The organism is Chitiniphilus purpureus, from assembly GCF_025642115.1.
Lineage (GTDB): Bacteria > Pseudomonadota > Gammaproteobacteria > Burkholderiales > Chitinibacteraceae > Chitiniphilus > Chitiniphilus purpureus.
In genome coordinates this window covers 2,869,841-2,888,363 of record NZ_CP106753.1, presented here as the reverse complement: position 1 = coordinate 2,888,363, position 18,523 = coordinate 2,869,841, and the positions used below count along the sequence as shown (strand labels likewise).

16 protein-coding genes are annotated in these 18,523 nt (G+C 63.6%); 8 read left to right on the top strand and 8 right to left on the bottom strand.

Annotation, left to right across the window (positions count from 1 at the left end; genetic code table 11):
- Positions 1-63 precede the first annotated feature (63 nt).
- The 3 genes from rfaD to recX all read left to right on the top strand — a co-directional run bounded on the left by rfaD (position 64) and on the right by recX (position 2,902).
- The gene (rfaD, locus tag N8I74_RS13305; protein ID WP_263123587.1) at positions 64-1,065 is read left to right on the top strand and encodes an ADP-glyceromanno-heptose 6-epimerase; all 1,002 of its coding nucleotides are present in this window, start codon (positions 64-66) and stop codon (positions 1,063-1,065) included.
- Positions 1,066-1,320: 255 nt separating this feature from the next.
- A complete protein-coding gene (gene recA / locus N8I74_RS13300) occupies positions 1,321-2,376 on the top strand; it encodes a recombinase RecA (RefSeq protein WP_263123586.1) in 1,056 nt (351 codons plus the stop codon).
- 70 nt (positions 2,377-2,446) lie between these two features.
- Positions 2,447-2,902, top strand: a complete 456-nt coding sequence (recX, locus tag N8I74_RS13295) for a recombination regulator RecX (RefSeq protein ID WP_263123585.1) — start codon at positions 2,447-2,449, stop codon at positions 2,900-2,902.
- A 474-nt stretch (positions 2,903-3,376) separates the two neighbouring features.
- Here recX and phbB read toward each other — a convergent pair whose 3' ends face one another.
- Both phbB and N8I74_RS13285 read right to left on the bottom strand, forming a co-directional pair.
- Positions 3,377-4,111: an acetoacetyl-CoA reductase gene (phbB, locus tag N8I74_RS13290; RefSeq protein ID WP_263123584.1), complete on the bottom strand. Its 735-nt coding sequence runs from the start codon at positions 4,109-4,111 to the stop codon at positions 3,377-3,379.
- A 69-nt stretch (positions 4,112-4,180) separates the two neighbouring features.
- On the bottom strand, positions 4,181-4,372 hold the full coding sequence (locus N8I74_RS13285) for a hypothetical protein (RefSeq protein ID WP_263123583.1): 192 nt from the start codon (positions 4,370-4,372) through the stop codon (positions 4,181-4,183).
- Positions 4,373-4,613: 241 nt separating this feature from the next.
- On the opposite strand from N8I74_RS13285, the gene N8I74_RS13280 reads away from it, so the two are divergent.
- From N8I74_RS13280 to N8I74_RS13260, 5 genes are all read left to right on the top strand, one after another.
- Positions 4,614-6,266: a CTP synthase gene (locus N8I74_RS13280; protein ID WP_263123582.1), complete on the top strand. Its 1,653-nt coding sequence runs from the start codon at positions 4,614-4,616 to the stop codon at positions 6,264-6,266.
- 94 nt (positions 6,267-6,360) lie between these two features.
- Positions 6,361-7,212, top strand: a complete 852-nt coding sequence (gene kdsA / locus N8I74_RS13275) for a 3-deoxy-8-phosphooctulonate synthase (protein WP_263123581.1) — start codon at positions 6,361-6,363, stop codon at positions 7,210-7,212.
- A 67-nt stretch (positions 7,213-7,279) separates the two neighbouring features.
- Positions 7,280-8,575, top strand: coding sequence for a phosphopyruvate hydratase (gene eno / locus N8I74_RS13270; RefSeq protein ID WP_263123580.1), 1,296 nt, complete (start codon positions 7,280-7,282; stop codon positions 8,573-8,575).
- Positions 8,576-8,674: 99 nt separating this feature from the next.
- Positions 8,675-9,013, top strand: coding sequence for a cell division protein FtsB (gene ftsB, locus N8I74_RS13265; RefSeq protein ID WP_263123579.1), 339 nt, complete (start codon positions 8,675-8,677; stop codon positions 9,011-9,013).
- A 519-nt stretch (positions 9,014-9,532) separates the two neighbouring features.
- Positions 9,533-11,005 (top strand): aminotransferase-like domain-containing protein, encoded by a 1,473-nt coding sequence (locus tag N8I74_RS13260; protein WP_263123578.1) that lies wholly within the window; start codon positions 9,533-9,535, stop codon positions 11,003-11,005.
- A 226-nt stretch (positions 11,006-11,231) separates the two neighbouring features.
- On the opposite strand, the gene N8I74_RS13255 is transcribed toward N8I74_RS13260, so the two are convergent.
- The 6 genes from N8I74_RS13255 to hrcA all read right to left on the bottom strand — a co-directional run bounded on the left by N8I74_RS13255 (position 11,232) and on the right by hrcA (position 18,478).
- Positions 11,232-11,573 (bottom strand): DUF2917 domain-containing protein, encoded by a 342-nt coding sequence (locus tag N8I74_RS13255; RefSeq protein WP_263123577.1) that lies wholly within the window; start codon positions 11,571-11,573, stop codon positions 11,232-11,234.
- A 220-nt stretch (positions 11,574-11,793) separates the two neighbouring features.
- Positions 11,794-13,122, bottom strand: a complete 1,329-nt coding sequence (locus tag N8I74_RS13250) for a heparin lyase I family protein (RefSeq protein ID WP_263123576.1) — start codon at positions 13,120-13,122, stop codon at positions 11,794-11,796.
- A gap of 670 nt (positions 13,123-13,792) precedes the next feature.
- On the bottom strand, positions 13,793-15,670 hold the full coding sequence (gene mnmC, locus N8I74_RS13245; RefSeq protein WP_263123575.1) for a bifunctional tRNA (5-methylaminomethyl-2-thiouridine)(34)-methyltransferase MnmD/FAD-dependent 5-carboxymethylaminomethyl-2-thiouridine(34) oxidoreductase MnmC: 1,878 nt from the start codon (positions 15,668-15,670) through the stop codon (positions 13,793-13,795).
- Positions 15,667-16,245 carry a GNAT family N-acetyltransferase gene (locus N8I74_RS13240; RefSeq protein ID WP_263123574.1) on the bottom strand — a complete coding sequence of 193 codons (579 nt, stop codon included), beginning with the start codon at positions 16,243-16,245 and terminating at the stop codon, positions 15,667-15,669. Before N8I74_RS13240 ends, mnmC begins: the two co-directional genes overlap by 4 nt.
- A gap of 113 nt (positions 16,246-16,358) precedes the next feature.
- Positions 16,359-17,405, bottom strand: a complete 1,047-nt coding sequence (mltB, locus tag N8I74_RS13235) for a lytic murein transglycosylase B (RefSeq protein ID WP_263123573.1) — start codon at positions 17,403-17,405, stop codon at positions 16,359-16,361.
- 50 nt (positions 17,406-17,455) lie between these two features.
- Positions 17,456-18,478, bottom strand: coding sequence for a heat-inducible transcriptional repressor HrcA (hrcA, locus tag N8I74_RS13230; RefSeq protein ID WP_263123572.1), 1,023 nt, complete (start codon positions 18,476-18,478; stop codon positions 17,456-17,458).
- Positions 18,479-18,523: the final 45 nt, after the last annotated feature.

The following is an 18,523-nucleotide window of genomic DNA, read 5'->3' as shown; positions in this document are numbered from 1 at the left end:
GTGCTGATGGGACGCGCCGGTATACTCAAGGGCTTTTCAGCCCAAGACAGCAGGATTTCATCCATGACCATCATCGTCACCGGAGCCGCGGGCTTTATCGGCTCCAACCTCGTGCGTGCCCTCAATGCGCGCGGTGAGACCGACATCGTCGCCGTCGACAATCTGACCCGTGGTGACAAGTTCAGGAATCTTGCCGACTGCCAGATCGCCCATTACCTGGACAAGCACGACTTCATCGAAGAGATCGCCGCCGGCCGATTCGACGGCGAGGTCAGGGCCGTACTGCACCAGGGGGCCTGCTCGGACACGATGGAACACGACGGCAAGTACATGATGGACAACAACTATCAGTACACGCTCTCGCTGTTCGAGTGGTGCCAGTCCGAAGGTGCGCAGTTCCTCTATGCCTCCAGCGCCGCCACCTATGGCAACGGCAACAACGGCTTTTACGAGGATCCGGAGTGCGAGGCGCCGCTCAATGTATACGGCTATTCCAAGCTGCTCTTCGACCAGGTGCTGCGCCGGCGCCTGGAAGGCGAGCGTCTGACCGCCCAGGTGGCCGGTTTTCGCTACTTCAACGTGTATGGGCCGCGCGAATGGCACAAGGGGCGCATGGCCTCGGTCGCCTTCCACCACTTCAACCAGTTCCGCGAGACGGGCACGGTCAAACTGTTCGGCGAGTACGGTGGCTATGCCGCCGGCGCGCACACCCGCGATTTCGTCTCTGTCGAGGATGTGGTCAAGGTCAACCTGTGGTTCCTGGACAATCCCGAAGTCTGCGGCATCTACAACGTCGGGTCCGGGCGTGCGCAACCGTTCAACGACGTGGCGGTGGCCGTGGTGAATGCCTGCCGTGCGCACCAGGGCCTGGGCACCTTGTCGCTGGCCGAGATCGCGAGCCAGGGCATGCTTGAGTACACCGAGTTCCCCGAAGCGCTCAAGGGCAAGTACCAGTGCTTCACCGAAGCGGACCTGACGCTGTTGCGCGAGGCAGGCTACGAAGAGCCGTTCTATTCGGTGGAAGAGGGCGTCAAACGCTACGTGGACGCACTGCTCGGCGCATAGGGCCCGGCCCGCGGGCAGCCACCCCGGTGCGGTGGTAGCCACCTTGCCTCGCCCGGCCGCGTCACACCGGTGCCGGAGCAGGCATGGTTTTCCACCTCGCCACCAGGCCGGCCGCATGGCCGGCTTTTCTTTTACAGAACATTCGTTCTATAATCGCTTCACTTTCACGTCGGGCGGCATGCCGGCGCGCCGGCACGGTCGTGCGCAAGGCGGCACCGGACCGGCCGGTTTCCACCCCTACCACGGACAGGTGTCATGGACGACAACAAGAGCAAGGCGTTGGCAGCGGCGCTCGCGCAGATCGAGCGCCAATTCGGCAAGGGCGCCATCATGAAGATGGGCGAAAACCAGATCGAGAACGATCTGCAGGTGGTTTCCACCGGCTCGCTGGGTCTTGATCTTGCGCTGGGCGTCGGTGGTCTGCCCCGCGGACGCATCGTCGAGATCTTCGGCCCCGAATCGTCGGGCAAGACCACGCTGTGTCTGCACGTGGTGGCCGAGGTGCAGAAGGCCGGTGGCGTGGCCGCGTACATCGATGCCGAAAATGCGCTCGATCCGGTGTATGCCCAGAAGCTGGGCGTCAATGTATCCGACATGCTGATCTCCCAGCCGGATACCGGCGAGCAGGCGCTTGAGATCTGCGACATGCTGGTCCGCTCCAGCGGGGTGGACATCATCGTCATCGACTCGGTGGCGGCGCTCACCCCCCGTGCCGAGATCGAAGGCGACATGGGCGACCAGTTGCCTGGCCTGCAGGCCAGGCTGATGAGCCAGGCGCTGCGCAAGCTGACCGCGAGCATCAAGCGCACCAACACCCTCGTCATCTTCATCAACCAACTGCGCATGAAGATCGGCGTGATGATGCCCGGCCAGAGCCCTGAGACCACCACCGGCGGCAATGCGCTCAAGTTCTATGCCTCGGTGCGCCTGGACATCCGCCGCATCGGCGCGGTCAAGAAGGGCGACGAGATCATCGGCAACCAGACCAAGGTGAAGATCGCCAAGAACAAGGTGGCGCCGCCGTTCCGCGTGGTCAACTTCGATATCCTGTACGGCGAGGGCATCTCGCGCGAAGGCGAGATCATCGAGCACGGTGCCGTGCACAAGGTGGTCGAGAAATCGGGGGCCTGGTACAGCTACAACGGCAACAAGATCGGCCAGGGGTTGGAAAACTCTCGGCAGTATCTGAAGGACAACCCCGAGGTGGCGGACGAGATCGTGCGCCGGATCCGCGAGAAGATCGGCGGCACCGTGCTGCCGCTCGAATCCGGTGCGGGGTTGTCGGACGAACCCGAGTCGTTCGCCGAGTAGACCCGTAGCTGTTTTCCGGTAGCACGCAAGGCGGGCCTGCACGGCCCGCCTTTGTCGCATGGAGGTGACCTTGGCGCGTTCCCCGCTGACCTTGCGCAACCGCGCCCTGGCACTGCTGGGGCGCCGCGAGCATGCGCGGGCGGAGTTGCAGCAGAAACTGCTGCCGCATGCGACTGACGCACAGGAACTGGACGCCCTGCTCGATGACCTGGTCGCGCGCGGCTGGCTTTCCGACGCCCGCTTCGCCGAAAGCTGGAGTCATGGGCGTGCCGGCCGGTATGGCATGGCACGACTGCAGGCCGAGCTGCGCGGCAAGGGCGTGGATACGGCTGCCATCGATCAGGCATTGACAGGGTTGGGGCAGACGGAGGAGACGTGGGCACGCGAGCTATGGCGGCGCAAGTTCGGACAGCCCGCCGTGGATCTCAAATCCCGGGCCCGGCAACTGCGTTTCCTGGCGGCACGCGGATTTTCGCTCGATGTGGCGTACAAGGTTGTCGGCACCGCTGTGGATGAGGAGGAATAAGGCGATCGGCTTGCTATCCTGCCTGCCGCCTTGACCCCGCACACGGGGCACGATGTGGCGGCATCCATTTGCCTACCGGTTGACTGGCAACTGGAGCCGGCACCCGTGCCCAGAACGACCAACCCTGGCATGCCGGGCTGCTGCGGGCAGGGCGCTGATATGCAGGGGCGCCGCTCCAGGACGCGCCAACGCCGGGGGCAAGCGCAAGCCAGTACGGCACGAACCTGCCGTCCCGTTTGCATCGGTATCGCCGGTACCTGGTTTGATCGTCGCGTTGGCAGGTGATGGCCACACGATGCTCGGGGGGTGCCCCCGTTTGCCATCCCCCAAAGCCCTGGTGTGGCATTGAAAGGGTCGTCCGGCGGGTTACGTTGACGCGCATTGCAGGCTGGCGGCAGGTGGAAAGCGATGAGCAGGCTGTGACGCAAACGGCACCATGCAGGTGCCGTTTGCATGCCCGCTCGCCCTCAAGGCTCAGCAGGTGTGCTGGCCACCGTTGATGGCCAGATTGGCCCCGGTGATGAAGCCGGCCAGATCGGATGCCAGGTAGACCACCAGGCTTGCAATCTCCTCGGGCCGGCCCAGGCGGCCAACGGGGATGTGCGAGACGATCTTGGCACGGACGTCCTCCGGCACGGCCATCACCATATCGGTTGCGATATAGCCGGGGCTGATGGTGTTGACCGTGACGCCTTTGCGGGCCACTTCCTGCGCCAAGGCCATCGTAAAGCCGTGCATGCCTGCCTTGGCCGCTGAATAGTTGGTCTGGCCGAACTGGCCTTTCTGACCATTGATGGACGAGATATTGATCACCCGCCCCCAGCCGCGCTCGACCATGCCGTCGACGAACTGCTTGCTGACATTGAATACCGAATCGAGATTGGTGCGGATTACCGCGTCCCAATCAGGTTTGCCCAGTTTCCTGAACGTGGCGTCGCGGGTGATGCCCGCGTTGTTGACCAGCACGTCGATGTCACCCACTTCAGCTGCAATCCTGGCTCTGAGCGCCACGCAGGCGTCGAAATCGGTTACATCGCATTCATAGGCCAAAAAGGTGTAGCCGGCCTCCTTGGCCTCGGCAAGCCAGCCTGCCTCTTTTCCAGGGCGCGAGTACGTGGTGACGACCTTGAATCCGGCATCGGCCAATTGCTTGCAAATCGCCGTGCCGATCCCGCCCATGCCACCCGTGACCAACGCTGATTTGGACATACTCTGTTTCCTTTCCCATGACGTAGTGTTTTGCGCAAATTGCGCTCGCTTGCTCCAGGGCGCTGTATCTTACATATTTTGGCGGCCTGGGGTAACGATTTTTTGCTGCATCGCATCAAATGCGAGGCATTCCGTGCAAGGAATGTCGCCTGTTTGCTTATGTTTACTCAATAAACCCTTCAGCGCCCCCAGGTAAAGCCCAAGCAGGCTCATCAACGGTGTGCCGGGGACAGGCGGGCTTAAATGGCGGTCTTGCGTCACGCCGTACCGCTCCGTGGGCCCTGGGAGAGGCGCGATACTGCAGGAAAACGCGGTCTGCGCCCGCAATGCTATCCAGATGTCAGGCAACGGTGCTCGTGCAGTGGCGACTGCATCATCCGGCACATTGGGCATCCGGTGGCATAAGGCGGAGTACCGCGCATATTCCCGCCTGCTTGTCCAGAATTGAGGGGCCTCGTGGGCATCGGGTAAAATGCGCAATTCACACTCCCCTGTGGCAGTCATGACCAAGTTCATCTTCGTTACCGGTGGTGTGGTGTCTTCGCTTGGCAAAGGCATCGCCGCCGCGTCTCTGGCCGCTATCCTCGAATCGCGCGGCCTCAAAGTCACCATGATGAAACTGGATCCGTACATCAACGTCGATCCGGGCACCATGTCCCCAATGCAGCACGGCGAAGTGTTTGTGACCGAAGATGGCGCCGAGACCGATCTGGACCTGGGGCACTACGAGCGTTTCATCCAGGCCAAGATGAAGAAGACCAACAACTTCACCACCGGCCAGATCTACGAATCGGTGATCAAGAAGGAGCGGCGCGGCGATTATCTGGGCAAGACTGTCCAGGTGATTCCGCATATCACCGACGAAATCAAGCTTTTCATCCGCCAGGGCGCGGGCGACGCGCAACTGGCGGTGATCGAGATCGGCGGTACCGTCGGCGATATCGAATCGCTGCCGTTCCTTGAGGCGATCCGCCAGATGGGCGTGCAACTGGGACGGGAGAACGCCTGTTTCGTCCATCTTTCCTATGTGCCTTATATCGCCGCCGCCGGCGAGATCAAGACCAAGCCGACGCAGCACAGCGTCAAGGAGCTGCGCGAGATCGGCATCCAGCCCGACGTGCTGATCTGCCGGGCGGACCGGATGGTGCCAGACGACGAACGTCAGAAGATCGCGCTTTTCACCAACGTCTCCGAAAAGGCGGTGGTGTCCTGCCCGGATATGGACAGCATCTACAAGATCCCGCGGGTGCTCTCCGAGCAGGGGATAGACGACATCATCTGCCGCCAGCTGCAGCTTGAGCTGCCCGGTGCGGATCTGTCGGTATGGGACAAGATCGTGCATGCCATCGATCACCCGAGGCAGACGGTCAATATCGCCATGGTCGGCAAGTACGTCGACCTGACCGAGTCATACAAATCACTGATCGAAGCGCTCAAGCATGCCGGTGTGCATACCGAAAGCCAGGTGAAGATCCACTTCGTCGATTCGGAGTCGTTGGAAACCGAGGGCACTGGTTGCCTTGCGCACATGGACGCCATCCTGGTACCGGGTGGCTTTGGCAAGCGTGGTGTCGAGGGCAAGATCCTCGCAGTGAAGTTCGCGCGCGAGCACGACATTCCTTATCTGGGCATCTGCCTTGGCATGCAGATCGCGTTGATCGAATACGCGCGCGACGTGGCCGGCCTCAAAGGTGCCAACTCGACCGAGTTCGACCTGGAGACGGAATACCCGGTGGTCGCCCTGATCGATGAATGGGTCAATCACGACGGCAGGATCGAAAAACGTGATGCCAATTCCAACATGGGTGGCACGATGCGGCTGGGCGCGCAGCAATGCCTGCTGCAGCCGGGCACGCTTGCGGCACGGATCTATGGTGCCGAGCGCATCACCGAGCGCCATCGCCATCGCTACGAAGTCAACAACCATTACCTGGCGCGCCTGCGCGAAGCCGGATTGCTGATCAGCGGTCAGTCCACCGGTGCCGAGCAACTGGTCGAGACCGTGGAGCTGCCCGGCCATCGCTGGTTCTTTGCCTGTCAGTTCCACCCGGAATTCACCTCCACACCGCGTGACGGCCATCCGCTGTTCAAGTCGTACATCGAAGCCGCGATCGCGTATGCGCGCTCGCAAGGGCGGGAAGGGGTGAGCTGTTAACGCATGAGGCCAAGGCGGCCGGTGCAGCGACGTATCAGGGCGATGGCCGAAACGTCCGTGCCGGCGGCGCGCTTCACCTAGCACGAGAGGTGTCATGAAACTTTGTGGATTCGAGGTGGGCCTGGATCGGCCTTTCTTCCTGATCGCCGGGCCGTGCGTGATCGAAGGGGAGCAGTTTTCCATCGATGTGGCCGGCCAACTCAAGGAAATCACCGCCGGGCTTGGCATTCCGTTCATCTTCAAATCGAGCTTTGACAAGGCCAACCGCTCGTCCGGCAAGTCGTTCCGTGGGTTCGGCATGGAAGAGGGTCTGCGGATCCTGGCCAAGGTACGCGAGCAGGTCGGCGTCCCGGTGCTGACCGATGTGCACGAGATCGACCAGATCGGCCCGGTCGCCGCCGTGGTCGACGTGCTGCAGACACCGGCATTCCTGTGTCGGCAGACCGACTTCATCCGCGCCTGCGCCCAGTCGGGCAAACCGGTCAACATCAAGAAGGGCCAGTTCCTCGCACCGGGCGATATGAAGAATGTGATGGACAAGGCGCGCGAGGCCGCGCGCGAGGCCGGGCTGGCCGACGATGTCTTCATGGCCTGCGAGCGCGGCGTGAGCTTTGGCTACAACAATCTGGTGAGCGACATGCGTGCGCTGGCCATCATGCGCGAGACCGGCTGTCCGGTGGTGTTCGATGCCACCCATTCGGTGCAGTTGCCGGGCGGGCAAGGGGACCGATCGGGCGGGCAGCGCGAGTTCGTGCCGGTGCTGGCACGTGCCGCCGTCGCCACCGGCATTGCCGGCCTGTTTGCCGAGACGCATCCCGACCCGGCTTGCGCCAAGTCGGATGGCCCCAACGCCTGGCCGTTGCCGCGTATGAAGGAACTGCTGACCACGCTCAAGGCGCTGGATCAGGTGGTGAAGGCAGACTCGCTGATCGAGCAGACGTTGTGATTTCCAACCGCCAGGCCGGCCCTGGCGGTGTTCCGTTTCATAAACCAATCAATACTGAGGTATGGCAATGAGCGCAATCGTTGATGTGATCGCCCGCGAAATCCTGGATTCGCGCGGCAACCCGACCGTCGAGGCCGACGTGCTGCTGGAATCGGGCGTGATGGGCCGTGCGGCCGTGCCGTCCGGTGCATCCACCGGCGAGCGCGAGGCGCTGGAGCTGCGTGATGGCGACAAGAGCCGTTACCTTGGCAAGGGCGTGCTCAAGGCGGTCGAGAACATCAATACCGAGATCGTCGAAGCCATCATCGGCCTTGATGCCGCCGAGCAGGCCTTCATCGACAAGACCATGATCGATCTGGACGGCACCGAGGACAAGAGCAAGCTTGGCGCCAACGCCATCCTCGCCGTGTCAATGGCCGTGGCCAAGGCCGCCGCTGAGGAAGCCGGCCTGCCGCTGTATCGCTATATCGGCGGCTCGGGCCCGATGAGCCTGCCGGTGCCGATGATGAACGTGATCAACGGCGGCGAGCACGCCTCCAACAGCCTGGACTTCCAGGAAATCATGATCGTGCCGGCCGGCGCGCCGACCTTCCGTGAAGCATTGCGCTACGGCGCCGAAGTGTTCCACAACCTGAAGAAGATCCTGCACGACAAGCACCTGCCGACCCAGGTCGGCGACGAAGGCGGCTTCGCGCCCGACGTGGCCGGTCCGGAAGAGGCCATCGAGCTGATCCTGGCCGCGATCGAGAAGGCGGGCTACAAGGCCGGTTCCGACTTCTTCATCGCCCTCGATTGCGCCGCGTCCGAATACTTCAACAAGGACAATGGCACCTACACCTTCAAGAAGGGCGGCGGCCGTACCTTCACGTCGAACGAAATGGTCGACTACCTGGAAGGCCTGGTGAACAAGTACCCGATCATCTCGATCGAGGATGGCATGGGCGAGCGCGACTGGGCGGGCTGGAAGGTGCTGACCGACCGCATCGGCGGCCGCGTGCAGCTGGTGGGCGACGATCTGTTCGTCACCAACGCCAAGATCCTGGCTGAAGGCATCGACCAGGGCATCTGCAACTCGATTCTGATCAAGGTCAACCAGATCGGTTCGCTGACCGAAACCCTGGCCGCTGTCGATCTGGCCAAGCGCAACCGCTATACCTCGGTGATGAGCCATCGCTCGGGCGAGACTGAAGATGCCACCATCGCCGATTTGGCCGTTGCAACCAACTGCATGCAGATCAAGACCGGCTCGCTGAGCCGCTCGGATCGCATCGCCAAGTACAACCAGATCCTGCGTATCGAGGAGGAACTGGGCGAGGCAGCCGTGTACCCGGGCATCAACGCCTTCTACCAGATCAAGCGCTGATCGACGTGCCGGCACAACGCCATCGCTGTTCCGGCCACCGTGTAGTAACATCGCAAACCGGAGCCTGAGGGCTCCGGTTTCTTTTATCCGCCATCCCTTATGCGTATCCTCGCCATCGTCCTCGCGCTGATGATCATGCTGTTGCAATGGCCCTTGTGGGTCGGCAAGGGCAGTTGGCTGCGCGTATGGCAGCTCGACCAGGAGCTGGCCGACAAGCGTGCCGACAACGAAAGCCTGCGCGAGCGCAATGCGGCGCTGGCTGCCGAAGTGCTGGACTTGAAGACCGGCACCGATGCCATCGAAGAGCGGGCCCGCAACGAGCTGGGCATGATCCGCAAGGACGAGGTGTTCTTCCAGATCCTGGATCGCAGCAAGCCTCTGGCTCCAAGACCGGCCCCCGCCGCTGCCGTGACCGCATCGGCGCCGCTTTCCCGCTGAGCTTGGCCGGCCTTTGTCCATGGCTGTGCCACAGGTGTGCCAATGCCAAAAAGGCGGTCCCTCGTACGTAGCCCTCGCCGCAGTGCAGGCCACACCCATGGCACACAGCACCCCGGGTGAACCTGTTCGGCACTGCAGCCGGTGCTGGACGCACCACCCATTTCCACCGACAGCGGTCACAATCTGCCTGACCGCGCCGCGCTTGCCTTACCACCCGTAGCTGTCGGCGCCCCACGAAGATCCGATTCCTCGTCGGCGAGGACGTTTCACGCTGCTTGCAGGACCGCTTCACCGGGTCTTCGACGGTGCCAGGCCGCGCGCCTGCCACGGTGACCATGGCGTGTCTACGCCGGCTGATGCCGATACCACCGTCAAACATCAATGGGTCGGCAAGAGGCCAAGCTGGGCAAACTGTACTGCTCTGATCGCCATTTCCTTGAACAAACTGAAACTGTTGTGGGGCGGGAGCCGTGCGTTATAGTGGGGCCTTGATGCACTGTGCTGCAGCCCGAGGCCCCGATGAACGATGTCCGTTTCCCTGCGGGACACCGCAAAGCCGATACGCTTTATCATCAGTTGGCCGAGGAGCTGGCGCAGGCCATCGTCAGCGGGGTGCTGCAGCCGGGCGAGAAGCTGCCCTCGATCCGTAAATTGTCGGCGCAACGGCGCGTGAGCCTGTCCACAGTGATGGAAGCGTATCGCGCGCTGGAAGACCGCGGTCTGATCGAGGCCCGGCCGCAGAGCGGTTTCTATGTTGCCTGTGCGCACGTCCTGAATGTACCGGGCCTGACCCAGCCGCCGCGCGAGCCGTCCGAGGTGGTCACGCCACCGGTGCTCTGGCCCTATCAGGCCAGTGAACTCAAGCCGATCCGGGTCGATTTCGGCCTGGCGATCCTCAATCCCGATCTGTATCCCACCCAGCAACTGCAGCGCCTGCTGTCGCAGGTGACCCGGCATCAGCCCAGGTTGCTTGCCGACTATGGCAAGCCGGTGGGCGATATGGAGTTGCGTCGGCATATCGCGCGCCGCGCGCTCGCCTGGGGCGGGCAGTTCGAGGCGGATCAGGTATTGATCACGCATGGCTGCCTGGAGGCGATCAACCTGTGCCTGCGGGCGGTGACCAAGCCGGGTGACGTGGTGGCCATCGAATCGCCGGCCTATTTCGGCCTGCTGCAGATGCTGGAGAGCTTCCAGTTGAAGGCACTGGAGATTCCGACCCATCCGCAGACCGGCATGTCGGTCGAGGCGCTTGAGCTTGCGACGCGCGATGACCGGGTCAAGGCGTGTCTGCTGCTGCCCAACTTCTCCAATCCACTGGGTTGCCTGATGCCGGACGAAAACAAGCGGCGTTTGGTGGAGTTGTTGGCCGGCCGCGGCATTCCGATCATCGAGGATGATCTTTACGGCGAGTTCTTCCACCGTGGTGAACGCCCACGGCCTGCCAAGGCGTTCGACCGGCCGGTGGAAGAGGGCGGCGGCAACGTGATGCTGTGCTCGTCGTTCACCAAGATGCTGGCCCCGGGGATGCGGATCGGCTGGGTGGTGGCCGGCCGCTGGCAGCGCGAGATCGAGCGGCTCAAGTTCATCAACACCTACTCCACACCGCTTGTGCTGCAGCAGACCATCGCCCGTTTCCTGGAAAACGGGGGATACGATCACCACTTGCGCCGTTTGCGGCGCGCGGTGGCCGAGCAGGTGAGCGGTGCGGTCGATGCGATCCGCCGCTATTTTCCTGCGGAAACCCGTCTCAACGTACCGGTGGGCGGTTACGTGCTGTGGGTGGAGCTGCCGGCGCAGATCGATACGCGCGAAGTGCTGCGCGATTCGATGGCCGAAGGCATCAACTTCACGCCGGGGGAGCTCTTCAGTCCCAGCCGCAGCTATCGCAACTGCATGCGCATCTGTTGCATCGAGACCTGGACCACCCGCCACGAGGCGGCGATCCGCAGGCTGGGCGAGTTGGTGCAGCAGCGCTTGGCACGTGCCGGTTGATGCCGCACGCCACGGCGGCCGGCCCGCTCCGGCTTGAGGATGCGGGTGCAGGGTCGGGGCCGGCAGGCCGGGTCAGCGCCGTGTCTGCGACTGTCGGCGCCCGCCTGTTGCCAGGGCCGCCATTTTGGGCTGCCGTGCCCGGTGCAGTGCACGCCTGGGGAGCGGGGTGCTGCAGGCAGGCGTTGCTGGTCTGGCGCGTTGCGTTGCAGCCGCAACGTGTGCCGCTTCAGCTGCCGACGGTGGTCGTCGCCTGACAGCACACGGCGGCAGGCAGGGTGCGCGGTGCTGTCGCGGTCGTTGCCGGCTTGCTTGCCGCCGCTGGTCCCACGATGGCTGTCGCCATCCGCTGCCACCAGCGTTGCGCAGTGACAATCTCGAAATGGCTGGTGCGCATTGCCTGGATCAGTGTCTTGCCGCCGCCGTGCAGCCGGCAACGCTCGCCGGGATGGACGATCAGGTCGCTTTGGTCCTGGGTGACCCACAGCAGGCCGCTGATACAGATCAGCTCGCTGCCTGCGGCGCATTCCAATGCGATCAGCCCTTCACACTGCAACAAGGTGGTTTTCATCGGCGGCTCCCGGAACGGGCGGCCAGAGCGGCCACCCAGATCAGAGCTTAAGCGTCGCGCCGCTGCCGCGGCAGTTCCAGCCAGTCCCGAACAGGCGGATTGCAGTGCCAAGTGTCCTGGTGCTGTACTGCCCAAAGCGCACGACAACTGTGCGGTAATAAAAAAAGCGGCGCTCAACGCGCCGCCAGTCTTATTTTTCGCTGAAAACCGTGGTTTGTGATCAGGGCGCCACGTCGGCGTAGACACCATTGCCCTGGGTGATACGCACATCATCGATATACAGCTTGCGGTAGTTGGTCTGGGTGGCTACACCGTTGTTCCAGTCCCACTTGTACAGGCCGATCTTGAAGTACTTCTGGTTCTGGTCGTTGTAGCTGTTCGGCGCATCCAGCGACACCACCAGCTGGCCATTGCGCCACACTCGGGTGTAACCCACGCCGCCTGCGGCCTGCGGCAGATAGTCCCACTTCACTTCGAACACCCAGTCTTCCCAGCGGCCCTTGTTGATCGGGGCTTGGTAGATCACTTCCTGATGCATTGTTTTTACATCGTTGCTGGTGGAGATTGCCTTGTCATCCCAGCGCTTCAGGATCATCCACTTGTCGCCCTGCACCATCAGCGCCAGGCTGGGCGAGCGGCTGATCTCACCCGGATCCGAAGTGACGTGCCATTGCACGATGCCATCCATCGAGCTGTCATTCACCCAGTCGGTTGGAACCTGGACGCTGAAGCCGTACCAATAGGACTTGCGGTTGGCGCCGACGTTGTTCTTGACCAGTTCGGCACGCTTGCCTGAATAGACCAGCGGATCGGTATTGCGCAATTGCACCATCATCGACTTGCCCGGCGTGCGCACCACGGTGGTGCTGGGGGTCAGCCCGCCCGGGTTGGTTTGTTCGCTATCGAACTCGTGGGTCGGCGAGATATTCAGCTTGCTCAGCAGGATCTGCGTCTGGCTGAGGGTCACCGCATCCACGATGAAGGTACCGCTGGCATTGGCTGCGCTGCTGCTGGCGCGGAACGCCATACGCGCCTTGACGGCAGTGGCGGCCGCTGTGCCCGACAGCTTCAGGTTGACCCAATCCGCCGTCGGCTTGGTCAGGGTCTGTGCCTGGTACCAGTCGGTCGAACGGGTTTCGACGACAGTCCCGGCGGCATTGAGAAACTCGATACGCATCTCGACCCGGGCGTTGCTCAGTGCAGTCACCTTCACAAAGCTGCTGGCGTAGTACTCCTTGCCCGGCTGCACGGCGACTTCCTGATAAATCCGCGATACACCCCAGGCAGGCAGTGCGGAAAAGGAAACCAATTGCGCGGTGGTGCGCAGATATGTATTCGAAGTGGTCAGCTGGTAAGTGGCGTTGCCATGGGTCTTATCGGCTTTCCAGGCTGCTGCCAGTCCCGGCGTGGCGCCGGCACCTTGTTCAAAATCATAGTTGGAGATGTTGTTGTAACGGCTGTAATCCATCGCGCCATGCACAGTGGACGAGATTGCCGCGGCAAACAAAGCGGCAGCAAGGAAGAGATGATTGGTTTTCAGCGTTTTCATTTAATTCAAGCCTCGTTATTTCAATAAAACAATTGCGGCGTACGGTGTTGCTGGGCGCTCTGCTGTTTGCCAAGGCCCGGTTTACATACGCTGCAAACCTTCTCCCTGTCTACTTGTCAGAATATTAGCGTTTACTTATTGATGTGAAGCGTAGAGGTCTGAGGCTGCTTTGGGAATACCCTTTTGCCCGCGAAATCATCAAAAATTGATGAACGGCAAATTATAGGTTCAAGTTTTCAGATTGATTGAAAATGGCTTTCTGTTTCAGATGCGGGATTATTTCAGATGGGAAATCCAGTCTTTCTTTTCGAGCAAAAATAATTTTTGCCCAATTAACGGCTTTTCTGTAATTGGAAAGAAAGAGAGAAACTCACGCAGCGAGAAAGGAAGACATGGGGGCTGCGGACAGCCTGCAATTGGCCAACAATAGGGCCGCAATCGCGTGCCGCCATGCCGGCTGTGGGACGGGGACAGGCGATCGATTGCCGTGGGGACCGCACCAGACGCGACCGTTCCCGTGCTGCCACTTTCCCTGCAGGTCGCCCTCGGAAAACGGTGCGCATTGCCGTACGGCCTGCTTCAAACGGGAAGGGGGCTCGCCGCCCCAGGCCGGGCAGGCCCGAGCGGCCCACAGGTTGGCGACGGCGCTGTGTTAAGCCGGGCCGATCGCTCAGGCATGCCCACTGCGCAGCGAGCGCAGCATGAAGCGCGCCGGGTCGACGGCTTCGACCAGGGCACGCGCCAAGGGCAGGGGTTCGCCTTCAAGCTGGCTGGCGAGCAGTTCGCCGGCCAGCATGGTCCACGACAGTCCACGGGAGCCGAACGCCAGCACGCCGTACAAGCCGGGCTGCCGCGCGATCTGGCGCAATTGATGGCAGGCGCCGTCCTGCCGGGGCAGTGGGAGCTGGCCAATCAGCGGCAAGCGGTCCGGGGCACCGGGGCGGGCGCAGGCGCGGCTTTGGCATACGTGTGCTTCAAGCGGTGCAGCGTGCGGCAATATCGCAGCGAGGCTGGCAAGATTGTCGGCCTGCGCCTGCGCCAGGCCATTTGCCAGCGGCGCCGCGCCCGCCACGCGCCAGCCGTCCAATGCCGCGGTGAGATAGGCATCGCCGGCCAGCGCGTGCACCGGCAAGGCGGGATCGTCGGCAACCACGGTGGCCACGCGTGGCGCATCCGCCAGCGGCAGGCCTTCCGCCTGGGTCAGCAGGCGTGCGGCAGTGGCGTTGGCCAGGATCGCGACGGCGGCGCAGCCAAGGATGGCCCCATCCGCATCGCGGGCTTCCCAGCCCTGTGCGGTGGCGGCGAGGCTTGCGACCATGGCGGTCGTGCGCACGGTGACAAGTTCCGGGTGACGGACAAGGTTGGCGCGGCACAATGCGGAAGGGCTGATGGTGGCGCCATCGGCGAACCACCAGCCACCCCAGCGGCTGCTGCCAGGCAGTGCCGCCGGATCGCCAGGATCGAGAAACGCCAGTTGCGGCCAGTTGCCCGCGCTGGCGATCTGCGCCATCGCCTCGGCCTGGCCGGCGTGCTTGGCCAACTGCAGGATGCCGCCGTGCCGGTGCGGTACCACCAGGCCGTGGGCGGCCAGCGCAGCCAGCTGATGTCGTGTGGCGGCGCAGCCGGCACGGGTCAGTCGCGCCAGCAGGTTGTCGTCGCGCGAGTAGGAAGGGTGCATCAGACCCGCATGGTTGCCCGAGGCGCCACTGGCCGGCGCCACGGCGCCGTCGAATACCGTGACCTGCCAGCCACGCGCCGCGAGGCGCTCGGCCACGCCGCTGCCGGCAAGCCCGGCACCGATGACCAGGGCGCTGCGCTCGCCGGGACCGGATGCTGCGTGGCGCAGGCTGCGTGCCGTGCCGCCGCGCAGCATCTGCCGCTTGCCACCGAAGCCTGCAACCTTGTCGACTGCAAATCCGGCCTCGGTCAGCCCGCGACGCACCGCGCCGGCAACCGTATAGCTCGCCAGCGTGGTATCAGCATGCGAAAGCCGCCACAGCGCCTTGAACAGCGGTACCTGCCACAGCCCGGGGTTCTTGGCCGGGGCAAAACCATCCAGATAGATCGCATCCACCCGGGCCTCGATTTGCGGCAGCAGGTGTGCCGCATCACCGAAGCCCAGCGTCAGGACCACCCGTCCGTCGTCCAACCATAGCCGGTGCATGCCTTGCGTCAGCGCAGGCCATTGGGCGCGCAGTTCGGTCGCGAGCGGCGCCAGCTCGGGGTAACGGGCGTGCAGCAGCGCCAGGTCGTCGCGGCTGAACGGATGCAGTTCGACCGATACGAAATGCAGGCGGGTGCTGCGTGCCGGGTCGGCGCGCCACGCCTGCCAGGTCGCAAGGAAATTGAGCCCCTGGCCGAAGCCGGTCTCGATGATGGTGAACAGTGTGCGCCCGCGCCATGCCTGCGGCAGATCATTGCCGGCGAGGAACACCTGGCGCGCCTGGCCCAACCCGCCTTCAGCGGAATGATAGATATCGTCAAATGCCTCGGAGTACGGCACGCCCTGCGCCGACAATGCCAGGCGGGCTGGGACGATGCGGTTCACGGCGCTATCCTGGCGTACAGCAAGGTATCGTGTGCCAGACCGCCAGGATCGCGATGGCTATGCCGCAGCCGGGCTTCATGGATGAAGCCGGCCCGCTCGGCCACCCGCGCGCTGGCCAGGTTCTGCACATCGCAGCAGATGCTCAGCCGTTGCATGCCCAAGGTATCGAAGGCCAGCTCGCATACCCGGCCTACCGCTTCGCTTGCGTAGCCACGCCTTTGGTGCGCCCGGTGCACCCAATAGCCCAGACTGGCGGTACCGTGATCCCAATCCGGCTGATGCAGCCCACAGGCACCCAACACGGTGGCTCCGTCAGCGCTCAGGATCAGCCAGGACAGCTGCTGGCGCAGGATGAATTCGGCCTGGGCCAGACGGCACCAACGCTCGCTGACCGTGACCGAGGGTGCCTGTCGCGCCCATGGCAGCGCGGCAGGCCAGGCCCGCAGATCGGACAATGAGGCCAGCACGGCGGCGTGGACCGCGGCGCCATCGCCCGGCTGCGGGCAGCGCAGCTGCAGCCGCGCGCAGGCAAGCCGGGTGGGTACATCGATCAGGATGGGATCGGGAACGGTCATGCCACGGATTCTAACCCGGCCCCCTGGCACTGGGGCATGGCGGAAAGACCTGGTCGGCGCGCGTGGGCCTCGCGTTGCGGCTGGCGCTTGGGTACGGCGGCCGGCGTGCCGGCTCAGCGCTTGCGCGCGCGTGCCTTCGGGGGCGTGGCGGGGATTTGCAGGTCTGCTTCTTCAGCATGGGCGCGCTCGATGGCCGCCGCCAGCTCGAACACGGCCATCGCATAGTGCTTGCTGCGGTTGTAGCGTGTGATGACGTAGAAGTTGGTGGTGCCCAGGTAGTGGCGCTCCACCCCCGGCTCGGTTTCCAACGTGAACAGTACTGCCGGCTGGGAGGCATCCAGCTCATGTAGCGGCACCGCGCCGCGCTGCATCAGCTCGGCCACGCTGTGCGACAGGTCGAACGGTTTGCTGAGCACGTCGGCAAGGGTGTTTTCCGGAGTCACGTTCACCGGCTGATACGGCTGCTCACCATGGCGCTGCCAGCCATGCTGTTCCAGATAGTGCGCCACACTGGCAATCACGTCTTCGGGCGTGCCCCAGATATCGCGATGCTGGTCGCCGTTCCAGTCCACCGCGTAGCGGCGAAAGCTCGACGGCATGAATTGCGGCCAGCCCATCGCGCCGGCATACGAACCCATGAAGGTGAGCGGATCGCTCTGTTCCTCACGCGCCAGCAACAGGAACTGGGTCAGCTCCTGCGTAAAGAATTCGGCACGGCGCGGGTAATCGAAGGCCATGGTGGTCAATACATCCAACACCCGGTAGTTGCCGGTCATCCGCCCGTACTGGGTCTCCACGCCGATGATGGCGGCAATGATGGCCGGCGGCACGCCGTAGCGCTGTTGCACCGCCTGCAGGATCTCGGCATGGCGACGCATGAAGCGTGCTCCGCCCACCACGCGTGCCGACGTCAGGAAGCTCTCGCGGAACTGATGCCACGGCCGGCTCGTGCTGGGACGGTCGAACACCTCCAGGATGGCCGGTTGCGGCGTCACGCGCTGGAACAGCGCGGCCAATGCTTCGCGTTCGAACCCGTGCTCGGCGGCGACGGTGTCCAGGTAGCGGCCAACCTCCTCGCGCTGGAGCAGTGCGTCGTCCGCGCGGGCAGGGGTGGTGGCGGCAAGGGCAAGGCAAAGCAGGAGCGGGCGCAACAGAGGCATGCGAAGTTCCGATCGGGGCGGCAGGGCCGCAGGTTTCAGGAATGCCGCGCTCACGACAGCGAGAGCGCGTTGGAGAGCAGGCGGGCAGTGACGTCGACGATGGGAATGACCCGTTCGTAGGCCATACGGGTGGGGCCGATCACGCCGAGCGTACCGACCACCTGGCCGTCCACATGATAGGGCGCGGTGATGACTGAGCATTCGTCCAGCGGGGCCAGCCCCGATTCGCCGCCGATGAAGATCTGCACCCCCTGGGCGGCGCAGCCGCTTTCAAGCAGCTGCAGCAGCGCGGCCTTGCGCTCGAACAGCTCGAACAGCTGTTTGAGCCGTTCCATGTTGGCGGCCAGCTCGTGGCTGGCCAGCAGATGGTGTTCACCGTAGATCAGCACACTGTCGGCATCGTCCTGCGGCGTCTGTTGCACGGCCGCGCTCAGGAGCGTCACGAGTTCGCCGCGCAGCTGGTGGATCTCGGCTTCGAGCGTGCGCCGCAGCGAGCCCAGCGTCTTGCCGGCACAATGCGCATTGATGAAATTGGCGGCCTCGAGCAGCTGGTTCGGCTCGTAGTCGGTCTGCGTGTGCAGGATGCGGTTCTGCACGTCGCCGTCGGTGGTCACAAGGATCAGCAGCACGCGCTTGTCGGACAGCTTGAGGAACTCCACCTGTCTGAGGCGCACTTCCTGGCGCTTGGGCGAGAGCACGATCCCGGCGAAGTTGGTGAGCTGGGACAGCAGTTGCGAGGCGGCGGCCACCGCGCGTTGCGGGTTGTCCGCCGCAATGCCGGCGGGATGCTTGCCCAGGATGTCCTCGGGGCTGAGCCGCTCCAACGGGCTGACCGAGAGATAGCTGTCGACGAAGAAGCGATAACCGCGCGCGGTCGGGATGCGGCCGGCGGAGGTGTGCGGGCTGGCGATGAAGCCCAGCTCCTCCAGATCGGCCATGACATTGCGGATGGTGGCCGCGCTGACATCGAGCCCGGAATAGTGGGAAAGCGCTTTCGAGCCGACCGGTTGCCCCTCGGCGATATAACGCTCCACCAGCGTACGAAGCAGGATCTGCGCGCGTTCATTCAGCATGAGTCGATTGTAGCGCGCACGTGCCGCTGTGCGCATCCTGCGCCG